We start from the raw sequence: 18,925 nt of genomic DNA on the forward strand, positions 1-18,925 counted from the left end.
GCCCGCGATGCGGGCCGCGCCGCCCGGCCTCGGCCTGCTGGCGACCTCCGGCCGGCATCGGCCGGACCGGGCGGCAAACGCTGGGGGATTCTCAGGGGCTTTGAAGACCTCGGGGCTCTGCCCCGAACCCCGGCCCCTCCTCGGAGATGTCGCCGCGGATCACCTCGTCGGGCACCACAAGGGCTACCGGCCTCCCCGGACGGGGCCAAGGTCGTTCGTCCGGTAGGGCGCTCCACCTTGTCCCCGCCCGGGGAGGCCGGAAGGTCGGAGACTGCCCGACGAGGAGATCCGCTCGACCGAGGCTTGGTTCCCTTGCAACGAGACAACAAGGTGACAGCCCTCGCGCTGGCGCATTGGCCGGGGCGCATGATGCGATGAAGTCTCGATACTGGGGAGGGCACGTTGGATGGAGCGAATCAGCGGAGGTCTTTCGGGCTGGATAAGGCCCGCGCGCTTCGGGCAGATTTGACGCGGAGCGTATTGGCGTTAGGTGAACCCAAGATAGCGGGAGGCCTTCACCTTCTTCTTCCTTTTGCGGCGCTTATTGCAGTTGTTCTATTCTTTGTGCTTTTGGCAATTCTCTGGGCGGTCACGTCAGTTCTGTCCGGCTTTAAGGTGCCGGATGAGAGGGTGCTGCCTACGGTGTTGACGGTGTCGGTCAGCCTGACGGCGCTAATTGGTGCTTCGCTGGGTGCGATCTACGCCTTTCGTAAGCAAATTCTCGCCGAGCGAGAAGGTCTCCGCGCCGATCAGCAAGTATTTTCGGATCGTTACGTCAAGGCGGCCGAACTGTTGGCCCACGAGCGCCCACAAGCGCGCCTAGCGGGACTCTACTCACTTGCGATCCTTGCTGATGACTGGGACGAGGGGCGCGCCGCCTGCGCAATGGCCATTTGTTCCTATGTAAGGGTTAATAGTGTGCAGTCCGTGGCTGAGGTAGGCCCCGGAGAGCAAGAGGTGCAAAGAATTGCATGGAAGTCCATACGGTCGAGGCTGCTCGAAATTGAGGAAAATCAGTCATGGCATGACCAGGAGTTGGACTTCTCTGGCGGAAATTACCGCATAGTGGATTTGGATGGTATTCACCTAAAAGGTGCGGTGGTGCAGTTCCGCGACTGCATATTCGAGGACGGTGAAATCAGATTACGTGGGGCTGTGATTGATGATGGCACCTTGGATTTCACCGGCTCGGTCTTCCGTAACACGAATATCCGTCTTTCGGGAGTGCAGCTTAAGGGTGATGCCCGGATACTCTTTGACCGAACTACTGCGGCGGACTCCCTCTTCGCCTTTGATGGAATGTGGATACAAGATGATTCCGAACTGCGGTTCAGGCATGCCGATGTCCAAGATTCGAGACTAGATTTCGACGTCCTGGAGGGCTCGGTCGAGTACCATCCCGCCCACGCGCACACCATCGACGGAGAATTGACTTCTCGTACTCAAAGTTCGAGCGGACGCGTATTTCTATGTGGCGATTGACGTTTACTAATAGGTTGGTTTTCGAGAGCGTAGAGACCAGTGATGTTGAGATAGACATTTCTGGGAAGATACTCAAAAAGGAGGGTTTTGGCCGCTTGGTATACGTAAATCTGAACGTCCGTCCTGCCGGGCCAACGACGATTCGGATGGGGCCAGGGTCACTGTCAAATGGGGATCTCCGCATCGTGCCAGGGCGCGGGGGGGTGGCGACGCTAGACGTCAGCATCTACGATTTCAAGCTGCTCGGAGGTGAATTGTTGGTGTCAGCCTTCAACTCGTGCTGGGAGAAGATACAGATTGACTTGACTGGTGAGCAGGTCGGCAGGCTAAGGATTCACGGCCGCTTCCCGTCATCAGCGCAAGTGGACATCGATCCCTTGGCGGAGGTTTATACCTCTCCAGGCAAAAAATGGGATCCTGGTGAGGAAGGAGCGGCGCTGCCTCCTTGGATCACCCGGGTGCCGGCCGATGACAGCAACGATTGACCGCAACGAGATCGGACCGTGGGGTACGAGCGCGGACAGTGGCGAGCGGCACGCCAGGCTCGCAGCTCAGACGAACGTCCGGACGCCGTCGCCGAGGCCACGGATCAGATGATCCAAAGCCCGCCCCGCCGCAGTCCGCATCCAGTCCGCAAGAGGTCGGCGGACAGTGGGGGAGTTGTGAGAGATGCCGACAGGTGTTCCGCTGCTAGGCCGCCATGTGGGCAGGTCGGCGGACCGGGCAACTTGATCTCGTAATGCGTAGGTCGCCGTGGCAATCACGTGCCAGTAGCCAGTACCACGGGCGGTCAGGAGGGAGCACGAACAGTCACAAACTCCCTGCGTTGATTCCAAGCTGACGGTGCCGAATCGTGACTGGGTCTACCATCGCGGCGTGCAAGACGACGACATCAGCGGGCACATCTGGCGCGAGGAGGCGGCGAGAAAGTCGCCCCTTGTGCAGGACGCCCAGGCGCTAGGCCGGCTGATCGAGCACGACCGCGACCCGGCCGAGGTGTCGTACTACGAAGCGTCCGCAGACCCAGACGCGCAGGCGCTGGACGATGCGCAGCGCTCCTATGCCGGGCAGTACCTCCGCAGGTTGCGGCGGCTTCGGGTGCGAGACAAGCACGCCAAGACCGACAGTCAGGACTGACGGCTGTACAGCCAGCGGTACAGCCAAGCGGGTCCGCCACGAACGGCAGCAGCCGACACTCCCCGACGGTGCGACCAGGCACCCGGTCCTCTGACCCGGTATCCGCAACCTTCTCTTAATCCGCGGGTTCGGGGTTCGAGTTCCTGGCGGCGCACCAACGAGCAAGGCCCTGGTAAGGCGTTCCACGCCGAACCGGGGCCTTGCTCGTTTCCGCTGGCGGTGGGTGGTCGCTCGGTGGGTGCTCGGGAGCCGTTGGACGGCGCGCCACCAGATAGTGGATCCTCTATACGCTTAATGGGCAGGCGCCCTTCGAGGAACTCGATCAGACGTCGGGGTTCCTTGGAACCCGTCGGCAAGCGTGTAGCGAGTACACCTCGGTGACTGAGCCGGCACGCTGACGCACCAGTGGCGTGGAGGACAACCGTCGCGACGTCGAGGGAGGTCGTGAGTGGCGGATGCACGTTCGAGCGAACTGATCGCTGTGTATGGCGCGCTCCTTGATGGCGCAGCGACTGAGCCGGATCGCGTCGACCGGCTGTCTGATCTGGTCGTCGGGGCCCTGAGCCGTTACGCGGTGAAGGCGCGTCGGTCTCGGCCGGGTGTCTTGACTTCGGCCAGAACTGTCGCCGTGCCGCTGCCCTCGGTGAACATCTCAGTGGAGATCGCTGGTATTGATGAGCCCCTGACTGCGGCTCATGTTGCGATGGTGGGAGCGCGTGCCACAGCGACGCTGCGACCGGCAGTGCTATCGATGCAAGGCTTCAATCCGGAGTCGGTTGAGGTAAGTGGTGATGTCATTCTGCTCGATCGACACCATCTTGAGGCGATGCTTGGCGGGCTCGTGAACCCGGTAGAGCTGCTGGAAGCTGTCGCCCAACAGGCGATCTTCGACGCTCAGCCCTACATGTCCCTGACCCGGTTCCTCGCAATCCAGCAGCCGGCGCCCTGCCTACAGTTCGCGCCGCCCGATCGTCTACCTCCGCCGTGGGAACTGGTGGACAGGGTCGAGGGCGACGTGCGGGTCCGTCAAGTTCTCGGAGGCCGTCCGGGCTGGCCGGAGATGACGGGCATGGCGGTCATGGATGACCGGAGATTGCTGCTAACCACTGCGGATGGGTTGATTGAGGTTGATGTAAGGCGTGGTACCGGAACCTGGTTTCTGGCGATGCGAGGGCTACGCGGTGCCCCCCTCGTTCGGGGGGACGGGTCGGTGCTGGTGATTTGCCATGACACTGTCATCGCTTACTGCGACGACAAAGTTGTCCCGATCGCCGGGGGTCTCCGCGGCGTGGTCGGTCTGTGTGCGGATCGTGAGGGCGATGCGTGGGTGCTGTCGGGGACCGGAGTGGAGCTCGGTGAGGGCTCCGACACATTGGCGCTGACGCGCATCGGAGACCAGTTCGGGCGGCAGCAAACGTACGCGGTCGGCTTCAACGCGAGCGTTCATGGCGTGACATGGCTGCATGGCCGAAGCTTCTATCTCGCGGCCGGCGGCAACAGTGAGCCGTTTTCATCCTGAGTAGCGGCTGGTCTCGACGCGGTGCAGGACGAGGATGGCCTGCACGATCGCCGTAGCGCGGCGGGGACAGCAACGCAGCTTGGCCAGGATCTTCCAGGTCTTCAGCGTGGCGATGGCTCGTTCGCCGCGGGCGCGGAGCCGGGCATGACCACGGTTGACGGCCCGCTGGCGGCGGGACAGCTTCGGTCGGTAGCGGTGGCGCTTGAACGGCGTGCGCACGCTTCCGCCGGCTCCCTGATAGCCCTTGTCCGCGAAGGTCAGCACGTTTGCGCTGGTCAGCGCGTCGATCAGGCCGTGGGCGCGGGCGGCGGTGAGGTCGTGGACCGCGCCGGGCAGCGCGGCCGACGCCCAGACCAACCGCCCGGCCGGATCGGCCAGGACCTGCACGTTCACCCCGTGGCGCTTGTGCTTACCGGAGTAGTACGGCCGCTGGTCAGCGACCCGGTCGATGGGAATCAGCGTGCCGTCGAGGATCGCGTACGCCAACCGGGCAGCCCGACGCATGGCGGCGGTGAGGTCGTCGGCGCAGGCGGCGAGCAGGTCGACGGCCTCGCGTAGGTACCGCCACACGGTAGCCACCGACACCTCGAAGCCGGCCGCGAGGCGGGTGAGGGTGTCGCCGTTGCGCAGATGGGCCAGGGCCATCAGCGCCTGCTGCTGCGCAGGCAGCCTCCGCCAGCGGCCGCCGAGCGCACGTCGGCGGTCGCGGATCATCTCGGTCAGGCGGGTCAGGCTGCGCGTGGACAGCGGGATACTGGCAGGATAGGTCAGCAACGAAGCTCCCGTGCTGGGCAGTGCGTCTTGGTCGACTGCTGTCCTACCGGGAGCTTCGTCCTATCCGGACAATCGACACGCCGCCCCCGCCTACCTGGTCAACCGCCCTTGATCACGATGAAAAGAGCTCAATGGTGTCGTTGATCTCTCCCGCAGTAGCGCCGTGCGGTCTGCTGACCAGGTCAGATCGGAGCAGCCGTACCCCAACCACGTGATCGCGCCCAATGCCTGGACGGTTCTCACCGGGTCGGCAAGTGGCAGTGGCGTGGGCGTAACGATTTATCGCACCGACGTTCTTGGCCGGAGTACCGAGCTGCTGGCGCGGTTGAGGCTGAACAAGGTTCAGGGCATGGCAGTGGTTTTAAGCAAGTGTTTCTACATTCTCGGCGACGTCCGCGGCAACGATCTTCAGTTGCCTCGGCCGGTGATCCTCAAAGCGACGCTTCCACACCAGGCTCAGCCTGCCGAGGTAGGTATGGCGACGCCGCTTCATCAGCTGCGGTTGGCGGCTAAAGGGGAGCGGCGCGACTACGCGCTGGAACCCAAACCAATTGCCGAAGGTGGGCAGGCGATTGTCTTCAGCGCTCGGCACCGCGCGAGCGGTGCACGGGTAGCGTTCAAGAGGCTGAAGATTAAGAATCCGGAGAACGTCGCGCGCATGCGCCGCGAGGTCGAGGCAGGGCAACGTTTCGGCGACAACGCTCACGTCGTACCGGTCCTTGACTTTGACCCCGTCGCCGGTTGGCTCGTAATGCCCCTGGCGTCGGACACTGCGGCCGAGACCCTCGACGAGTTTGAGAGTCCGCTGGGTCTTCTCGAACTCGTCAGGGCGATTTGCGAGGGCCTTCGGCAGCCACACAAGGAAGGCTGGGTTCACCGTGATCTGAAGCCAGCCAACATCCTGAGGATCGACGGAATCTGGGCCGTCGCCGACTGGGGACTGGGCCGACGGCCGCGGGGCCGGACGAGTCAGCCCGGGCGCACCCAGGTTGGAGTGCTCTACGGCACCGAGGGCTTCGCCGCGCCGGAGCTGTCCGACGATGCCCACGAAGCCGGCCCACAAGCCGACATCTACAGCCTCGGACAGCTCATTGGCTGGGCTCGCACGACGCAGTGGCCGCGAGCCAACCGGCCGCTGGTGCCAGCGGAGACGCCCTGGCAGGCCGTGGTTGAGGTGATGACCCGCGACGACCCGACCCAGCGACCGGCCACGGTCGACGATGTCCTGGCGCTGGTGACCTCTGCCGTGGCAGACACCGGTAACTTGCAGGCGGCGGCTTCAGACGTCGAGCCGTCAGTCCACGGTCCCCTCGTGGTCGCCATAGAGCCGGAGCGCCAGCCTGCAGCACAACAGGTGTTCACGCCGGCTCCGGTTCTAAACTCATCAGCCGAACCGAGGGTTGTAAAGGGTTTGCTAGGGCGCGTCGAGTTCGACGGCCACGTCGTCACAATCGTCAAAGACGGCTTTGGTCCTAAGATGAAGGGTAGTCGCGCCGTAGAAATCAATCAGATCGACGCGGTCGTTGTTAAACCTGCTACACACTGGAACCACGGCTATATCCAGATCATTGTCGAGGGCCAGTCGCCGGTGCCTGCGCAACGCGGCTTATTCCTCGGCGGCCGGCCCTCTATGGAAGACTCACTGTCGATGTCCTTCCGGTACCGGACCAATGAAGAGATCAGCCGGTTGAAGGAGTCCATTGAGGCGGCCATCGGGCGTGAGTGAACCGTCCAACGGTGAGCGCGCCATCTGTGGTGCTGAGAAAGCAGCGAAGCTGTGGATATGTCAGCAGCGGGGTCTGCTGCACCAACAGATGACACCTGAGATGGCTTGCCGTTGAGGCGGGCTGGAAGGATGCTGAATGGGCCCCGGTTGGTGGTCCACCGGCTATGAGAGCGTTGGTTGCTGGTTGGTGATCCACTGCTGCCGGTGGGCGTCGGGGGTGAGCCAGTCCAGCGAGCCGTGGGGTCTGTAGGTGTTGTACTCGATGCGCCAGTCCTCGGCCAGTACCCGGACCTCGAGGAGGGTGTTGAACGCTCGTCGTAGTAGATCGCGTCGAGGTGGGTCAGGGGTGCGTCGAGGATCTGGGCGAACTGCCGGGCGATGGTTGATTTGCCGCTGATGACGGCGATCCTGTCCATTGTCCTCGACAGTAGGGGCAGAGCGCAGGTCAGGTCATGGGGGGCGCCCGCGATCAGAGGTTGCCGGAAGCGCCGGTTGGACTTCATCAGCAAGCCGGACCGCCGTCTCGAAAGCCACCGTCCAGGGAAAGACGTCTTGCCGCTCGTTGCCGCTGCCGGGCGGGTGCGGTTCCCACTGATCGTCGGGGCCGAGCAGGATGTGTATTCCTTCGCCGCGGAGGCTGTCCACAGCGTGCCGGAACGGTGCCCGCGCGGCGAAGGCGGCGTTGACGAACGGGACGATGACGGTCGGCACCCGCCTGCCGATCAGCTCGGCGGCCGAGGTCATCGCGTAGTTGTCGGCCAGGCCGAGAGCGATCTTGTTGATCGAGTTGTAGGTCGCGGGAGCGATGACCAAGGCATCGGTGGCGGGAAGTGACCGGCGCCCGCCGGGCGACGGCCGGTAGGTCGACCGGACCGGATGACCGGTGAGGCGCTCAAGCGACTGCGCGTTGATGAAGTCCATCGCGCTCGGCGTGGCCGTCACCGCTACTGTCCAGGACTGCTCCTGCGCTGCCCTGACGAGGCGGGTTACATCGGCAGCCGGACCGGCGCCGCAGACGACGATCTGGAGGTGGCGGCCGGTCACAATCGGATCCCGGCGTCCTGAGCGAAGCCGACAACGGCGGCGCGGACAGAATCGTTGGCGAGCACGGCGAGGTTGCCGGCGATGCGTTGGACCGCCGGTCGGCAGCGGATTTCCTCGGGCGCCACCTCGTACGCGGTGCGCAGCGCGCTGAGACCGCACTCGTAGCGGCCCCACTGGGTGTAGGCGCGCGCCACATCAACGAAGAGCGACGCCTTGCGTTCGGCCAGCGTCACCTTCTCCAGCGGCACCGTGCGGGCGATCGCGACGGCCGTCCCGGCGTCGCCGAGGGTCAGTGCGATGTTCACCCGGTGCAGCAGGACATTGGTGGCACCGAAGCCGGTCCACCGGTCGTTGCCGTCGTAGCCGAGGCGGGTTGCAGCGCGGGTTGCCTCATCGAGCATCGCGTGTGCGGTATCCCGGTCGTTTCGGCGTGCGGCGGCGATGGCTCCGCGCAGGACGAGGGCGCCGTAGACGGCCACTGCATCGGTCGATGCTAGGCGGGTGTCCCGGTCGAGCGAGTCGGCGGCCTTCCCTGCGAGAGTCACCGCCTGGGCGTCGTGACCGTTGCTCATGAGCGCATGGGTCATGATCCGGGCGCTGGCGGCGATCGACACGGGGTCCTGGCTCATGCTGGCAGCTCGAGTGCTCCGTTCGGCTGCTACCAGGGCCATCCCCCGATCTCCCACTTTCAGCAGGACGCTTCCAACGACGTGGTACAGGTCGGCGGCGAGGGTCTCGATTTGTAGTCGCTGCTCGCCATCCGCATCGGACTTCCCTGGTTCGAGGACCGGCAGCAGCGCCACAACCCGGGCGAGTACGTGCTCGTACCGGCATGCCTGATAGTCAGTCTTGGCGGCGCGGACGGCTCGGGTGAACTGCGAAATAGACAGCACCGCGCCGTCCGAGTGTGGTGGTGCGAACAGCGCTTCGAGCAACGGCGCGACGTTGGGTGCGGCGGCGACAACGGCCGCCGTCCCGCGTAGGAGATCTCTGCGTCGCACGTCACCATCCGAGCCCGAGTCACTGTCTCCGTCATCGCCAGTATCTGCATGCGCACCGGCATCCGGTCGGGCGGCACCCACAAATGCGCCGCTGGTGCCAACCGTCCGCAACGCCTCGAAGCGCTCCCGCACCTCAGGCGTGGCGCGGGCCAGCACGGTGTCGAGTGCGGCTTGCATGTCCGTGCGGGGGAGCACCTCGTCGCCCTGGCTGCTCCACTTGGCCACGGTCCGCCGCGCAGCGCCGAGGTGCTCGGCGAAGGCGGTCATGCTCATCCGCAATGCCTTCCGGAGCGCGTTCGCGTCCTGGCCGGTCCAGGTCGTCACCGCAGCCATCACACGTCCTTCCGGAAGAGACGTTCATCGGTGTGGGTGATGGTAGCCGCACGCGGGGTGACGGCAGGTGCACTGCAGGTGCACCGGCGAGACATTCCCTCCGTCCACCGTCCAAGCCAGTCTGGATGTGCCGACGCGCCGATTGTCCAGCGGTGCGCCGGGGCCAGCGGCAATCTCACCCCAGGGAGATCCAGATGGACGTGCCGATCGGCGACAGGTCGGAATGCGACCCGAGGCACCGGCAAGTGCTCGCGCCGGTCACTCTGTCGACCGCACGGGCGACTCCTCGTTCACGTACCGCCGGAAGGGCTGCGTGGGCGGGTGACCGGCGGTCTGCTCTCAGCCGCGGGCCGACGGCGGTGGGCTTGCCGGGATGCCGGCAAGCCCACCGCATTCAGAGGCCAGCGTCGGCCGGAGAGCAGTCATGACGGTATATGTGTCGCGGTATGCCGCGACCGGAGAGCTGACGTCACACCCACCGCGCAGCGGGGGCTCCGACGATGACACGGCGGGGCTCGGCCGATCCGCCGCTGCTGACGCACGTCTGGCGGATCGTGTTCGAGGGGCAGGCGCGGCAGGGCGACCGTCGATGAACGGTGACCGCGTGTGTGCCTCCAGGGCCGACCGGCCGCTGCCGGCTCCCCTGGGACATGTGCCGTTGCGTCCGTTCTGGCTGTGTCGGGTGTGTGGTCAGTCCTGGCCGTGTGGACGGGCCAAGCTGGATCTCCTGGCCGACTACCAGGACAGCCCGCTCAATCTGTTCATCTACCTGGCCGGTCTTCTTCACGAAGCAATAGACGACCTGCACCGACTCAACGCGAGCACCACCGGCGAGGTCAGGGGCCTGTTCGACCGGTTCCTCGGCTGGCCTGCCCGGGGCCGCGGCCGCCGTCCAGGACTTCTTCCGGACAGCGCGGACGAGCCGGGGCACGTCGGCGGCGGGGCCGGGCCCGAAGAGGACGATCTGTAATGGCTGCCCGTCAAGGCTTGGCGAAAGCTGCCGTTCGGTGGCCGGTTGCAGGTGTCATGACGCTGCACTGAGACCTCCAGGATTTCCCGGTCGTCACCGACCACGACCCGGATCCGGTCGGGGCGCTAGGTGCAGAGTATGAATGCGGCCCTGTGTCACGGCCGGGCCGCGTCGGCGGGGCTCTGCGGGCCGTCGAGCAGGTCGTCGAGTTGACGCTCGGTCCGGGTAACGAGGTCGCGTCGCTCCTGCTCGTCGAGCGTCTCGTAATGGGACCAGAAGCGCTCGAATGCGGTGCCGAGCTCGCCGCCGTATGCGTCGGACATGGCGGCTTCGCGCAGGTCCTGCTGTCCTTCGAGTACGGCCTCGGCCATTTCCCGCAACGGCCCCCGGGGCCCTTCGGCGAGTTCGGTCAGGGTGACGCGGAGCAGCTTCGCGAGGCGCGGATCGTCACCCGCCACGTCGTAGACACTCTCATGCATGTCAGCGCCCTCCCGCGTTGATCGGCACGTCCGGCCTCGCCTGCGGATGCTGGGGCACGAACGGGTGGTGATAGGAAGCGGCGTTTGGCTGGGACACCGCGTCGATGCGGGCGATCTGCGATTCGATGACACCGAGGGCGCCCTGGACCGCCGTGTACAAGTTGCTGATCATTTTGGTTGCTTGTCCCCAGAGTCTCAGCATGTCCACCACCTGCAGGGCGGCCACGCCGTACCCGATGACGGGACCGATGCCCGACGTCGCCGTGGCGGTGCCGGCGGCGGCGGAAATGCCGGCGATGATGGCTTTGTCGAGCAGCATCTTCACGATTCCGCTGAGTGCCTCACAGCTGCTCCAGACCCCGTGGGCTATCTCCCCGAGTTCTGCGGACATCTCCGCGAACGGGTCCTGCAACTCCGCCAGGCTGGACGCCGTCCTGCTGAAATGCGCGTACGCCTGCTCCGCGGCGGCGCCCTCCCAGCCGCCGTGGAGTGCGATCGCACCGCCCTGGAGGTTGTAGCCGATGTCGTGCACGGCCTGGGCGGCGTGACCGAACGCAACACCGCTCTGCGCGACGGCCTGCCAGTCACCCACCACTTCGGAGGTGATTCGCTCCAGCGGGTTGAAGCCGAACACGGCGTCGAAGCCCACGAGGGCCCAGTGCGAAATCGACAGGTTGTCCATGAAGCCGAGCGGATGCGAGTACTCGACGTCCATCGACCCGGTGAGCCGATCCGAGGGATCGAATCTGTCGTTGAAGGACGGCCCGCACGGGTCGTCGGCCCAGGCCTGTTCGAGTGGGGTGCCGTGGGCGGCGCTGCGCGGGGCCGGCAAGGAACGGTCCATTCGGGCGGCGGCGGTGGTGTCCGTCCATCGGTAGTAGCTCGCGGCGGAATTCAGCCCGGACTTGCTCGACAGCAGGACTCCGGAGGCTCGGTCGATGGCGCCGAGGGCGGATTCCAGGGCTCGAGCGTGTCCTGGTCCGAGCAGACAGATGAGGGCGCCCTCGCCGTGGCCTGCCGGCGCCGGATGCTTTTCGAGGTACGACCGGACGGCGATGGCGTCGCTCCCCGCGCGGCCCACCTGCAGGGCGTATCCGTCCAGATATCCCGGCTGCACTCTGAAAGTCATTGCTCTCCGTTTGCTGCGGCAGGCGTGGGCGCCCGGTTCTGCGGATGCTTCAGTCGGTCAGTTTCATCGCGAGGAGTACGCCGATGACGCCCGAAGTGGTCATCGCCGCTGCCCAGAAGCTGATGATTCGCGACGGTCTGAAGTCGGAGTCGCGCAAGGCGAAGACTCCGAGTACCCCTCCGGCTGTGCACGCGATCTGGCCTGGTAGCAGCGGTGTGAGGCCAAGCATGACAAGGGTGAAGAGCATGAAGCCGCCCAACCAAATGGAGAGCACTGCCGCCTGATGCCGAATGGCGGCGATATCCTCGTTCTCCCGCAACAACGGAGTCCCTTTCGCGCGCTATTCCTTCGGTGACGCGGAGCCCGTTCGCTGACAGCAGTCAGCGTGGGCAGCCAGGAGCGTAGCAGCGCGACGCATTGTTGTCCGTCCATCATGGGCGGCGGTCGGGAAGCCCTCTGGTGTACGCCGTCCGGGTAAATCCCCGCGTCTTCTCATCAGGGGCGGGTCGCCAGGATTGCGCCGGTGATGATGTCGAAGAGGTGATCGGCGCGGGAGGCGAACGCGGGCTGGTCGCCGACCCAGGCGAGTGCCGCGCCCAGGGCGTACAGGACACCGCCATCGCCGCCGGCGCGGAGGACCGGGTCACCGCCACCGTCGCCGAGGTGACCGGGCATCAGCCGCGCACGTTCCGAGCCTTCTGTGCGGAGCGCCTGGGGGGAGCCCGGTGAGGGCGGGCGCTTCGCCAGGGCAGTCCGGGGCCAGGGCCGGATCTATCATTTCAACGGCGCACTGACCCCCGTGCGAGGAGGCCGGCACCCAGATGGACGACATCGATCAGCGATCCGAGCCGACCGGCGATCAGCTGCTTGCCGTGGCGCGAAAGCACTGCGCCGAACTCTGCGGCGGTGAAGGCGAGTTCCCGTTCGGGCCCAACGCCGAGGTCTACAAGGTCGGCGGCAAGATCTTCGCGCTCTTCATGGGGCTCGACAGCCGGACCGCACGGCTCAACGTCAAACTGCCGCCGGACGAGGGCGCCGAGCTGCGGGCGTCCTTCCCGGACTCGGTGACCCCGGGCTATCACATGAACAAGCTGCACTGGAACACGATTCTGCTCGCGGGAGAGCCGGCGCGATCGGAGCTGACCGAGCTGCTCGACATCTCGTACGGCCTGGTGCGGTCATCCCTGCCGCGCCGCGTGCGAGACCAGCTGTAGTTACCGGCTGCCACCCGCGGTGGTCGAAGTCGAACCGGAGCACGGCGAGCATGAGACGACCAGCGGTCGCAGCCCCGTTGTCACCCTGACCCGGCTCGACACCTCAGCTGTCGGCTGAACCGCGGACCTGGCGAACTCGCTGTTGCTCGAGAGCCTGTCGTTGCGTACGCCTGTGTTCGAAGATCCGGGCGGTCACGACCGTCGCGCTGACCACGAGAACGAGCAGGATCAACCATTTCATGTGCGCACGCTACAAGCGTGGGAAGCCGGAGAGGAATACCACCGTGGGCGGGATCAATTGCCCGGCACGAGGTCCGATGTGGTGGCGGTCGCGGCGGTCAGACGACTCGGCGTTCGGCGGTCAGTTCGCTGGGGGTGTCGCCGGTGTTGACGGTCTCGCTCGGTTCGATCAGCAGGATCTCGGCTCCTTCCGCGGAGACGGGCTGGTGAGGCGTGCCGCGGGGCACCACGTACAGCTGCCCGGGGCCGAGGGTGACGTCGCCGGCGTCCATCCGGATGGTCAGTGTGCCGCGCAGTACGAGGAAGAGCTCGTCTGTCTCCGGGTGGCTGTGCCGGGTGAACTCGCCTCTGGTCTTGACCACGCGCACGTCGTAGTCGTTCATCAGCGCGACCGTACGCGGGGACCAGGGCTCGTCGAATTCCGACAGGGCAGCGGCGAGATCGACGGACTTGTTCATGTGTTCATCCTGTGCGATGCCCGCGCGAACTGTCGAGTGGCGATTGCCTGGGCATGCGGGCAGCCCCGCTCATGTGCCGGAGACAGTGCGCGTCGGGCTGACCCCGCCCCGGCCGGCGGGGTCAGCCCCGGTGCGTCGGCTGTCAGGCGAGTTCCCGCCGCCGCAGGTGTGCGGCGAACTGGTCGAGGGCGCTGTCCCAGCCGTCGTAGACGTTGTCGTCGCCGGGTGCGGCGGCGATTCCGCGCAGGTCGAAGGTCATCCGGGTGCGGCCCGGCGCCAGCGGTGCGAGGGTCACGGTGATCAGCGGCGCGCTCTCGGGGTCGTCGTCCGGGTTGCCCCAGGTGAAGACCAGCCTCTCGTTCTCGACGACCTCGCGGTATTCGCCGCCGGTCGGGTACCGCTCGCCGGTGGCGTCGTTGACCATCGTGTACGCGTACCGGCCGCCCACCCGGGCGTCGATGGCGACGGTGTCGCGCGGAGTGTGGAGTCCGGCCGGGTGCCACCAGGCGGCCGCCTCGTCCGGGTCGGTCCAGGCCCGCCATAGCTCCTGCGGCGCCGCGTCGAACTCCCGGACGATCGTGAAGCCCTTGCTCGTGTCGATCATGGCTGTTCCTTTCGTCTCGTGCGAAGGCGCTCCTCCAGCAGGTCGAAGCGCTCGGTCCACTCGGCGTGCTGGGTGGCGATCCACCTCGACGCCTCGTCCAGTCCCCGTTCCCGCAGGCTGCACTCGCGCCACTGGGCATTCACCGTGCGGGTGATGAGACCTGCCTGTTCCAGCACCCGGAGGTGCTGGGAGATTGCCGGGCGGCTCATCGGGTAGTGCGCGGCCAGCTCACCGACGGTCTGTGGCCCGCTGCCGAGCCGGGTCAGGATGTCGCGTCTCGTGGGATCGGCGAGGGCGCTGAACACGAGACTCAGAGGATCGTCGGCGGCAGGCATTTAGGCGGTCCCTTACGTAAGGAGTTGCTTACACGCTAGCGCCCCGGGTGGCCTGACGCCAGGGTTTCCCCGAATGCCGCCTGTTCCCGCTCCGCGACGTGCCGGTTTCGCGCCTCACTGGCGGCGGGCCAGATAGACCACGTCGGGTTCGCCGCGTGGCACTTCCACCAGGTGGGTCGTGACCGGTCCGATCACCGCGGCCAGCCGGGCCGCGTACTCCGGCGCGGCCGCCGCGCTCCAGATCGCCAGCACGCCGCCGGGAGCGAGCCGGTCGCGCAGCAGTAGCGCGCCGCCGTCGTCGTAGAGGGCGCTGTTGCTCTCGAAGACCGTCCACTCGGGCCCGTTGTCGACATCCAGGCAGATGGCGTCGAAGACCTCGCCGGTGTCGCGCAGCCAGCGCACGATGTCGTCGTTGACGAGCCGTACCCGGGGATCGGCGAGGGCGTCGCCGCTGACGGCGGCGAGTTCGCCCCGGTGCCAGTCGATCAGGTTCTGCTCGATCTCCAGCACCACGATCTCCGCCGGCACGGGGGAGGCCGCCGCCTCGACGAGCGAGAATCCCACCCCGAGGCCGCCGATCAGCAGCCGCGCTCCGGGCCGGGTGAGCGCGAGCGCTTCCCGGACGAGTACGCGTTCGGAGGCGCCGTTGCGGGTGTCCATCAGGAAGACGCCGTTGCTGATGATCTCGAAGTGTTCGCCCGCGCGGCGCAGGACCAGCTCGCCGCGCCCGGTGGTCACCCGGTCGACTACGTCGATGTCACTCATCGACATTGTTATGTCACACAATCGCTGCCGGTCCCAGCCCATTCGCTCCCGCCGGGCTGAGTCGGCGGGGTCGGCTGGGCTGCGGGCGGTCCCGGGCGGTGCGAGGGGTGCGCATGATCGGCGGTGGGACAATGCGTTGCATGAGTGAAGAGAACGGGTGGCTCCAGCAGCTCCAGGCCAACCCGGAGCACTCCCGGTGGTACATCGAGCGCTTCCGGGCGATGGCCGAGGCGGGCGCCGACCTGGCCGGGGAGGCGCGGCTGATCGACGCGATGCTGCCGCGGGGCGGGCGGGTGCTCGACGCGGGCTGCGGCACCGGACGGGTCGGTGGGTTCCTCGCCGCAGCCGGGCACGAAGTGGTCGGGGTGGACCTCGATCCGACGCTGATCGGGGCGGCCCGGCAGGACCATCCGGGCCCGCAGTGGCTGGTGGGGGACCTGGCCGAGCTGGACCTGCCGGCCCAGGGCATCGCCGACGGATTCGACGTGGTGGTCTGCGCGGGGAACGTGATGACCTTCGCGGCCCCCGGCACCCGTCAGGAGATCCTGCGGCGGTTCCGGCGGCACCTGCGCGCGCAGGGCCGGGCGGTGGTCGGCTTCGGCGCCGGTCGCGGCTACGAGTTCGCCGACTTCCTCGATGACGCGCGCGCCGCCGGGCTGGTGCCGGATCTGCTCCTGTCGACCTGGGACGTGCGGCCCTTCGCCGACGACTCGGACTTCCTGGTCGCCTCCCTGCGCCCACAGTGACCGCGTCGTCGGTCCGGCCGAAGGCCGCCGCGGCCGGCTGTCGTTTCGCCCCGCGCAGTCCCCGGTCCGCCGCTCCTGCGCCGCAGTGGATGAACAGATCGTTTAAAGCATTCCGTTGACAACGTCGCGCGGCGGTGCTTCGCTGGACGCATGAGCGAAACCCGTCACGCCGACGAGGCGTTCCTGCCGCCGGATGCCGCGCAAGCCCGGGCCGAGCGTCAGCATGCCGCACTCTTCCGGATCGCCGAGCGGCACGCCGACACGTCGACCCGGCGACACCGCTGGCACCACGCCGAGGTGCCCGACCCGTACGAGGCGGTCGCGCTGGTCACCGCGCTCGCCGGGGGCGCGGCCCTGCCCGAGCCGGGGGAGGAGCCCGTCGACCAGGCCGACCTCACCGCCGCCCTCACCCTCATCCCGCACGTACGCGCCGAACTCGACTCGCTGGAACTCGGCCTGCTCTCCCTCGCCCGCGACCGGGGCATGACCTGGCAGGCGATCGCCTTCGGGTTGGGGCTCGGCACGGCGCAGGCGGCCCGGCAGCGCTACGAACGGCTGGCGGGCCGCAGCGAGACCGCGCAGAGCTGACGGGCCCCGGAGCCTTCTGCGCAGACGTGGACCGGTGCCGCGCCACGGGTGAATGCGGGCGAAGTTGGGCAGTACCCGCTGTCACACTCCATCGCCCTGGATACTCCCGGGGGGTATGGGAGTAGCATGGGTGGCATGGACGAGAAGTTGCCCGTGGCGTTGCAGCGGATCGATCTCGACATCACCGGGATGACCTGCGCCTCCTGCGCCGCCCGGATCGAGAAGAAGCTCAACCGGATGCCCGGCGTCACCGCCTCGGTCAACTACGCCACCGAGAAGGCGTCGGCCACCGTCGAGGAGGGGATCAGCGCCGACGACCTGATCGCCACGGTCGAGGCCACCGGCTACCAGGCGGCGCTGCCGCCACCGCCGGCCCGCGTCGCCGATCACGCCACCGCAGGCCCGGAACGCCCCAGCGCCGCCGACACCGAGCTGGCCGCACTGCGTACCCGGGTGCTCGTTTCGCTGGTGCTCACCGTGCCGGTGATCGTGCTGGCGATGGTGCCGCCATGGCAGTTCACCTACTGGCAGTGGCTGTCGTTGACGCTCGCCGCGCCGGTCGTCGTCTGGGGCGGCTGGCCCTTCCACCGGGCCGCCGCGGTCAACCTGCGCCACGGCGCGGCGACCATGGACACGCTGATCTCGCTCGGCACCCTCGCCGCCTTCGGCTGGTCGATCTGGGCGCTCTTCCTCGGTGACGCCGGCATGCCCGGCATGACCCACCCCTTCTCGTTCACCATCGAGCGCACCGACGGCAGCGGCGCGATCTACCTGGAGGCCGCCGCCGGGGTGACCCTCTTCCTGCTCGCCGGGCGCTACTTCGAGGCCCGCGCCAAGCGCCGCTCCGGCGCCGCCCTGCGGGCCCTGCTCGAACTCGGCGCCAAGGACGTCAGCCTGCTACGCGACGGCGTCGAGACCCGGGTTCCGGTGGATCAGCTCGCCGTCGGGGACCGGTTCCTGGTCCGCCCCGGCGAAAAAATCGCCACCGACGGGGTGATCGAGGACGGCTCCTCCGCCGTCGACGCGAGCATGCTCACCGGCGAGTCGGTGCCCGTCGAGGTCGGCCCCGGCGACAGCGTCGTCGGCGGCACCGTCAACGCCGGCGGACGGCTGGTCGTCACCGTCGCCCGCGTCGGCGGCGACACCCGGCTGGCGCAGATGAGCCGCCTCGTCGAGGAGGCGCAGAGCGGCAAAGCACAGGTGCAGCGCCTCGCCGACCGGGTCTCGGCGGTCTTCGTACCGATCGTCATCGCACTCGCCGTCGGCACCCTCGGCTACTGGCTCGGCACCGGCGCCGGGGCAACCGCCGCCTTCACCGCCGCCGTCGCCGTACTGATCATCGCCTGCCCGTGCGCGCTCGGCCTGGCCACGCCGACGGCGCTGCTGGTCGGCACCGGCCGCGGCGCCCAGCTCGGCATCCTGATCAAGGGGCCGGAGGCGCTGGAGAGCACCCGGCGCGTCGACACCGTCGTGCTGGACAAGACCGGCACCGTCACCACCGGCCGGATGTCCCTGGTCGACGTGGTCCCCGCGGCCGGCACCGACCGCGACGAGCTGCTGCGCCTGGCCGCCGCCCTGGAGGCCGGCTCCGAGCACCCCGTCGCCCGCGCCGTCGTCGAGGGCGCGCCCGCAGCACTGCCGGACGTACGCGACTTCGCCAACGTCCCCGGGCTCGGAGTTCGCGGCACCGTCGAGGGACACCAGGTGGTCGTCGGCCGTACGGCGCTCGTCGGTGAGCTGCCCGCGGAGCTCGCCGCCGCCCGGGACGCCGCCGGCGACCGGACCACCATCGCCGTCGGCTGGGACGGCCAGGTACGCGGCCTGCTCGTTGTCGCCGACACCGTCAAGCCGACCAGCGCCGAGGCGGTCGCCTCGATGCGGCGGCTCGGCCTGACCCCGGTGCTGCTCACCGGCGACGCCACCGAGGTCGCCGAACGGGTCGCCGCCGAGGTCGGCATCGACGAGGTGATCGCCGAGGTCCTCCCCGCCGACAAGGTCGACGTGATCAAACGACTCCAGGAGCGGGGGCGGGTCGTGGCGATGGTCGGCGACGGCGTCAACGACGCGGCCGCGCTGGCCCAGGCCGACCTGGGGCTGGCGATGGGCACCGGGACGGATGTGGCGATCGAGGCCAGTGACCTGACCCTCGTTCGGGGGGATCTGCGCGCAGCCGTCGACGCCATCCGCCTGGCCCGTCGTACGCTACGGACGATCAAGAGCAACCTGTTCTGGGCGTTCGCCTACAACGTGGCCGCCCTGCCGTTGGCTGCCGCCGGCCTGCTCAACCCGATGATCGCGGGCGCGGCGATGGCCCTGTCATCGGTCTTCGTGGTGAGCAACAGTCTGCGGCTGCGGGGGTTCCGACCGCTCGCCTGAGGGGA

At 67.5% G+C, this 18,925-nt stretch carries 23 protein-coding genes; 11 read left to right on the forward strand and 12 right to left on the reverse strand.

Annotated features, from left to right (window positions below; all coding sequences use genetic code 11):
* Positions 1-402: 402 nt before the first annotated feature.
* The 4 genes from ACK8GG_RS09390 to ACK8GG_RS09405 all read left to right on the forward strand — a co-directional run bounded on the left by ACK8GG_RS09390 (position 403) and on the right by ACK8GG_RS09405 (position 4,138).
* A complete protein-coding gene (locus tag ACK8GG_RS09390; RefSeq protein ID WP_440356094.1) occupies positions 403-1,482 on the forward strand; it encodes an MFS transporter in 1,080 nt (359 codons plus the stop codon).
* Between the two features lie 14 nt (positions 1,483-1,496).
* Positions 1,497-1,967 carry a hypothetical protein gene (locus ACK8GG_RS09395; protein WP_440356095.1) on the forward strand — a complete coding sequence of 157 codons (471 nt, stop codon included), beginning with the start codon at positions 1,497-1,499 and terminating at the stop codon, positions 1,965-1,967.
* A gap of 391 nt (positions 1,968-2,358) precedes the next feature.
* A complete protein-coding gene (locus tag ACK8GG_RS09400) occupies positions 2,359-2,619 on the forward strand; it encodes a hypothetical protein (RefSeq protein ID WP_440353373.1) in 261 nt (86 codons plus the stop codon).
* A 448-nt stretch (positions 2,620-3,067) separates the two neighbouring features.
* Positions 3,068-4,138, forward strand: coding sequence for a hypothetical protein (locus ACK8GG_RS09405; protein WP_440356096.1), 1,071 nt, complete (start codon positions 3,068-3,070; stop codon positions 4,136-4,138).
* Here the strand turns inward: ACK8GG_RS09405 and ACK8GG_RS09410 are convergent.
* Positions 4,130-4,912, reverse strand: coding sequence for a transposase family protein (locus tag ACK8GG_RS09410; protein WP_440356097.1), 783 nt, complete (start codon positions 4,910-4,912; stop codon positions 4,130-4,132). The two genes, ACK8GG_RS09405 and ACK8GG_RS09410, sit on opposite strands and share 9 nt — an antisense overlap.
* 211 nt (positions 4,913-5,123) lie before the next feature.
* Between ACK8GG_RS09410 and ACK8GG_RS09415 the strand changes: the two genes are divergently transcribed.
* Positions 5,124-6,638, forward strand: coding sequence for a serine/threonine-protein kinase (locus ACK8GG_RS09415; protein ID WP_440356098.1), 1,515 nt, complete (start codon positions 5,124-5,126; stop codon positions 6,636-6,638).
* A gap of 162 nt (positions 6,639-6,800) precedes the next feature.
* On the opposite strand, the gene ACK8GG_RS09420 is transcribed toward ACK8GG_RS09415, so the two are convergent.
* Genes ACK8GG_RS09420 through ACK8GG_RS09430 form a run of 3 tightly spaced genes read right to left on the reverse strand, consistent with a single transcriptional unit; the run spans position 6,801 to position 9,016 of the window.
* Positions 6,801-7,082 (reverse strand): integrase core domain-containing protein, encoded by a 282-nt coding sequence (locus tag ACK8GG_RS09420; protein ID WP_440353872.1) that lies wholly within the window; start codon positions 7,080-7,082, stop codon positions 6,801-6,803.
* 6 nt (positions 7,083-7,088) lie between these two features.
* Complete coding sequence (locus ACK8GG_RS09425) at positions 7,089-7,685, reverse strand: flavoprotein (RefSeq protein WP_440356259.1); 597 nt, start codon at positions 7,683-7,685, stop codon at positions 7,089-7,091.
* Positions 7,679-9,016 carry a helix-turn-helix domain-containing protein gene (locus tag ACK8GG_RS09430; protein ID WP_440356099.1) on the reverse strand — a complete coding sequence of 446 codons (1,338 nt, stop codon included), beginning with the start codon at positions 9,014-9,016 and terminating at the stop codon, positions 7,679-7,681. Before ACK8GG_RS09430 ends, ACK8GG_RS09425 begins: the two co-directional genes overlap by 7 nt.
* Before the next feature lie 500 nt (positions 9,017-9,516).
* On the opposite strand from ACK8GG_RS09430, the gene amcA reads away from it, so the two are divergent.
* Both amcA and ACK8GG_RS09440 read left to right on the forward strand, forming a co-directional pair.
* Positions 9,517-9,609, forward strand: a complete 93-nt coding sequence (gene amcA / locus ACK8GG_RS09435) for a multiple cyclophane-containing RiPP AmcA (RefSeq protein WP_440356100.1) — start codon at positions 9,517-9,519, stop codon at positions 9,607-9,609.
* Positions 9,606-9,986, forward strand: coding sequence for a hypothetical protein (locus ACK8GG_RS09440; protein ID WP_440353377.1), 381 nt, complete (start codon positions 9,606-9,608; stop codon positions 9,984-9,986). Before amcA ends, ACK8GG_RS09440 begins: the two co-directional genes overlap by 4 nt.
* A 155-nt stretch (positions 9,987-10,141) precedes the next feature.
* Here the strand turns inward: ACK8GG_RS09440 and ACK8GG_RS09445 are convergent, their stop codons facing one another.
* From ACK8GG_RS09445 to ACK8GG_RS09460, 4 genes are all read right to left on the reverse strand, one after another.
* Positions 10,142-10,465, reverse strand: coding sequence for a hypothetical protein (locus tag ACK8GG_RS09445; RefSeq protein WP_440356101.1), 324 nt, complete (start codon positions 10,463-10,465; stop codon positions 10,142-10,144).
* A 1-nt stretch (position 10,466) separates the two neighbouring features.
* Complete coding sequence (locus ACK8GG_RS09450; RefSeq protein ID WP_440353379.1) at positions 10,467-11,594, reverse strand: WXG100 family type VII secretion target; 1,128 nt, start codon at positions 11,592-11,594, stop codon at positions 10,467-10,469.
* Between the two features lie 49 nt (positions 11,595-11,643).
* Positions 11,644-11,913: a hypothetical protein gene (locus ACK8GG_RS09455; protein ID WP_440356102.1), complete on the reverse strand. Its 270-nt coding sequence runs from the start codon at positions 11,911-11,913 to the stop codon at positions 11,644-11,646.
* A 176-nt stretch (positions 11,914-12,089) separates the two neighbouring features.
* Positions 12,090-12,269 (reverse strand): hypothetical protein, encoded by a 180-nt coding sequence (locus tag ACK8GG_RS09460; protein WP_440353381.1) that lies wholly within the window; start codon positions 12,267-12,269, stop codon positions 12,090-12,092.
* A gap of 146 nt (positions 12,270-12,415) precedes the next feature.
* On the opposite strand from ACK8GG_RS09460, the gene ACK8GG_RS09465 reads away from it, so the two are divergent.
* Positions 12,416-12,808: an MmcQ/YjbR family DNA-binding protein gene (locus ACK8GG_RS09465; protein WP_440349852.1), complete on the forward strand. Its 393-nt coding sequence runs from the start codon at positions 12,416-12,418 to the stop codon at positions 12,806-12,808.
* 338 nt (positions 12,809-13,146) lie between these two features.
* On the opposite strand, the gene ACK8GG_RS09470 is transcribed toward ACK8GG_RS09465, so the two are convergent.
* The 4 genes from ACK8GG_RS09470 to ACK8GG_RS09485 all read right to left on the reverse strand — a co-directional run bounded on the left by ACK8GG_RS09470 (position 13,147) and on the right by ACK8GG_RS09485 (position 15,210).
* Positions 13,147-13,506 carry a cupin domain-containing protein gene (locus ACK8GG_RS09470; protein ID WP_440349853.1) on the reverse strand — a complete coding sequence of 120 codons (360 nt, stop codon included), beginning with the start codon at positions 13,504-13,506 and terminating at the stop codon, positions 13,147-13,149.
* A gap of 142 nt (positions 13,507-13,648) precedes the next feature.
* Positions 13,649-14,110, reverse strand: a complete 462-nt coding sequence (locus ACK8GG_RS09475) for an SRPBCC family protein (protein ID WP_440349854.1) — start codon at positions 14,108-14,110, stop codon at positions 13,649-13,651.
* Complete coding sequence (locus tag ACK8GG_RS09480; protein ID WP_440356103.1) at positions 14,107-14,415, reverse strand: ArsR/SmtB family transcription factor; 309 nt, start codon at positions 14,413-14,415, stop codon at positions 14,107-14,109. The genes ACK8GG_RS09475 and ACK8GG_RS09480 overlap by 4 nt, the downstream gene beginning before the upstream one ends.
* 144 nt (positions 14,416-14,559) lie before the next feature.
* Complete coding sequence (locus tag ACK8GG_RS09485) at positions 14,560-15,210, reverse strand: spermine/spermidine synthase domain-containing protein (protein ID WP_440356104.1); 651 nt, start codon at positions 15,208-15,210, stop codon at positions 14,560-14,562.
* A gap of 140 nt (positions 15,211-15,350) precedes the next feature.
* Between ACK8GG_RS09485 and ACK8GG_RS09490 the strand changes: the two genes are divergently transcribed.
* From ACK8GG_RS09490 to ACK8GG_RS09500, 3 genes are all read left to right on the forward strand, one after another.
* Positions 15,351-15,956 carry a class I SAM-dependent methyltransferase gene (locus tag ACK8GG_RS09490; RefSeq protein ID WP_440353386.1) on the forward strand — a complete coding sequence of 202 codons (606 nt, stop codon included), beginning with the start codon at positions 15,351-15,353 and terminating at the stop codon, positions 15,954-15,956.
* Positions 15,957-16,106: 150 nt separating this feature from the next.
* Positions 16,107-16,544, forward strand: a complete 438-nt coding sequence (locus tag ACK8GG_RS09495; protein ID WP_440356105.1) for a DNA-binding protein — start codon at positions 16,107-16,109, stop codon at positions 16,542-16,544.
* A 126-nt stretch (positions 16,545-16,670) separates the two neighbouring features.
* Positions 16,671-18,920, forward strand: a complete 2,250-nt coding sequence (locus ACK8GG_RS09500; RefSeq protein WP_440356106.1) for a heavy metal translocating P-type ATPase — start codon at positions 16,671-16,673, stop codon at positions 18,918-18,920.
* Positions 18,921-18,925 lie beyond the last annotated feature (5 nt).

The sequence above is a fragment of the Melissospora conviva genome, from assembly GCF_049523535.1.
GTDB classification, from domain to species: Bacteria; Actinomycetota; Actinomycetes; order Mycobacteriales; family Micromonosporaceae; genus Melissospora; species Melissospora conviva.

Coding starts and splice junctions, on each gene's coding strand:
- ACK8GG_RS09485 (WP_440356104.1), bottom strand. CDS start 15,210: ATGAGTGACATCGACGTAGTCGACCGGGTGACCACCGGGCGCGGCGAG.
- ACK8GG_RS09495 (WP_440356105.1), top strand. CDS start 16,107: ATGAGCGAAACCCGTCACGCCGACGAGGCGTTCCTGCCGCCGGATGCC.
- ACK8GG_RS09440 (WP_440353377.1), top strand. CDS start 9,606: ATGAACGGTGACCGCGTGTGTGCCTCCAGGGCCGACCGGCCGCTGCCG.
- ACK8GG_RS09445 (WP_440356101.1), bottom strand. CDS start 10,465: ATGCATGAGAGTGTCTACGACGTGGCGGGTGACGATCCGCGCCTCGCG.
- ACK8GG_RS09475 (WP_440349854.1), bottom strand. CDS start 14,110: ATGATCGACACGAGCAAGGGCTTCACGATCGTCCGGGAGTTCGACGCG.
- ACK8GG_RS09430 (WP_440356099.1), bottom strand. CDS start 9,016: ATGGCTGCGGTGACGACCTGGACCGGCCAGGACGCGAACGCGCTCCGG.
- ACK8GG_RS09500 (WP_440356106.1), top strand. CDS start 16,671: ATGGGTGGCATGGACGAGAAGTTGCCCGTGGCGTTGCAGCGGATCGAT.
- ACK8GG_RS09465 (WP_440349852.1), top strand. CDS start 12,416: ATGGACGACATCGATCAGCGATCCGAGCCGACCGGCGATCAGCTGCTT.
- amcA (WP_440356100.1), top strand. CDS start 9,517: ATGACACGGCGGGGCTCGGCCGATCCGCCGCTGCTGACGCACGTCTGG.
- ACK8GG_RS09450 (WP_440353379.1), bottom strand. CDS start 11,594: ATGACTTTCAGAGTGCAGCCGGGATATCTGGACGGATACGCCCTGCAG.
- ACK8GG_RS09470 (WP_440349853.1), bottom strand. CDS start 13,506: ATGAACAAGTCCGTCGATCTCGCCGCTGCCCTGTCGGAATTCGACGAG.
- ACK8GG_RS09490 (WP_440353386.1), top strand. CDS start 15,351: ATGAGTGAAGAGAACGGGTGGCTCCAGCAGCTCCAGGCCAACCCGGAG.
- ACK8GG_RS09460 (WP_440353381.1), bottom strand. CDS start 12,269: ATGCCCGGTCACCTCGGCGACGGTGGCGGTGACCCGGTCCTCCGCGCC.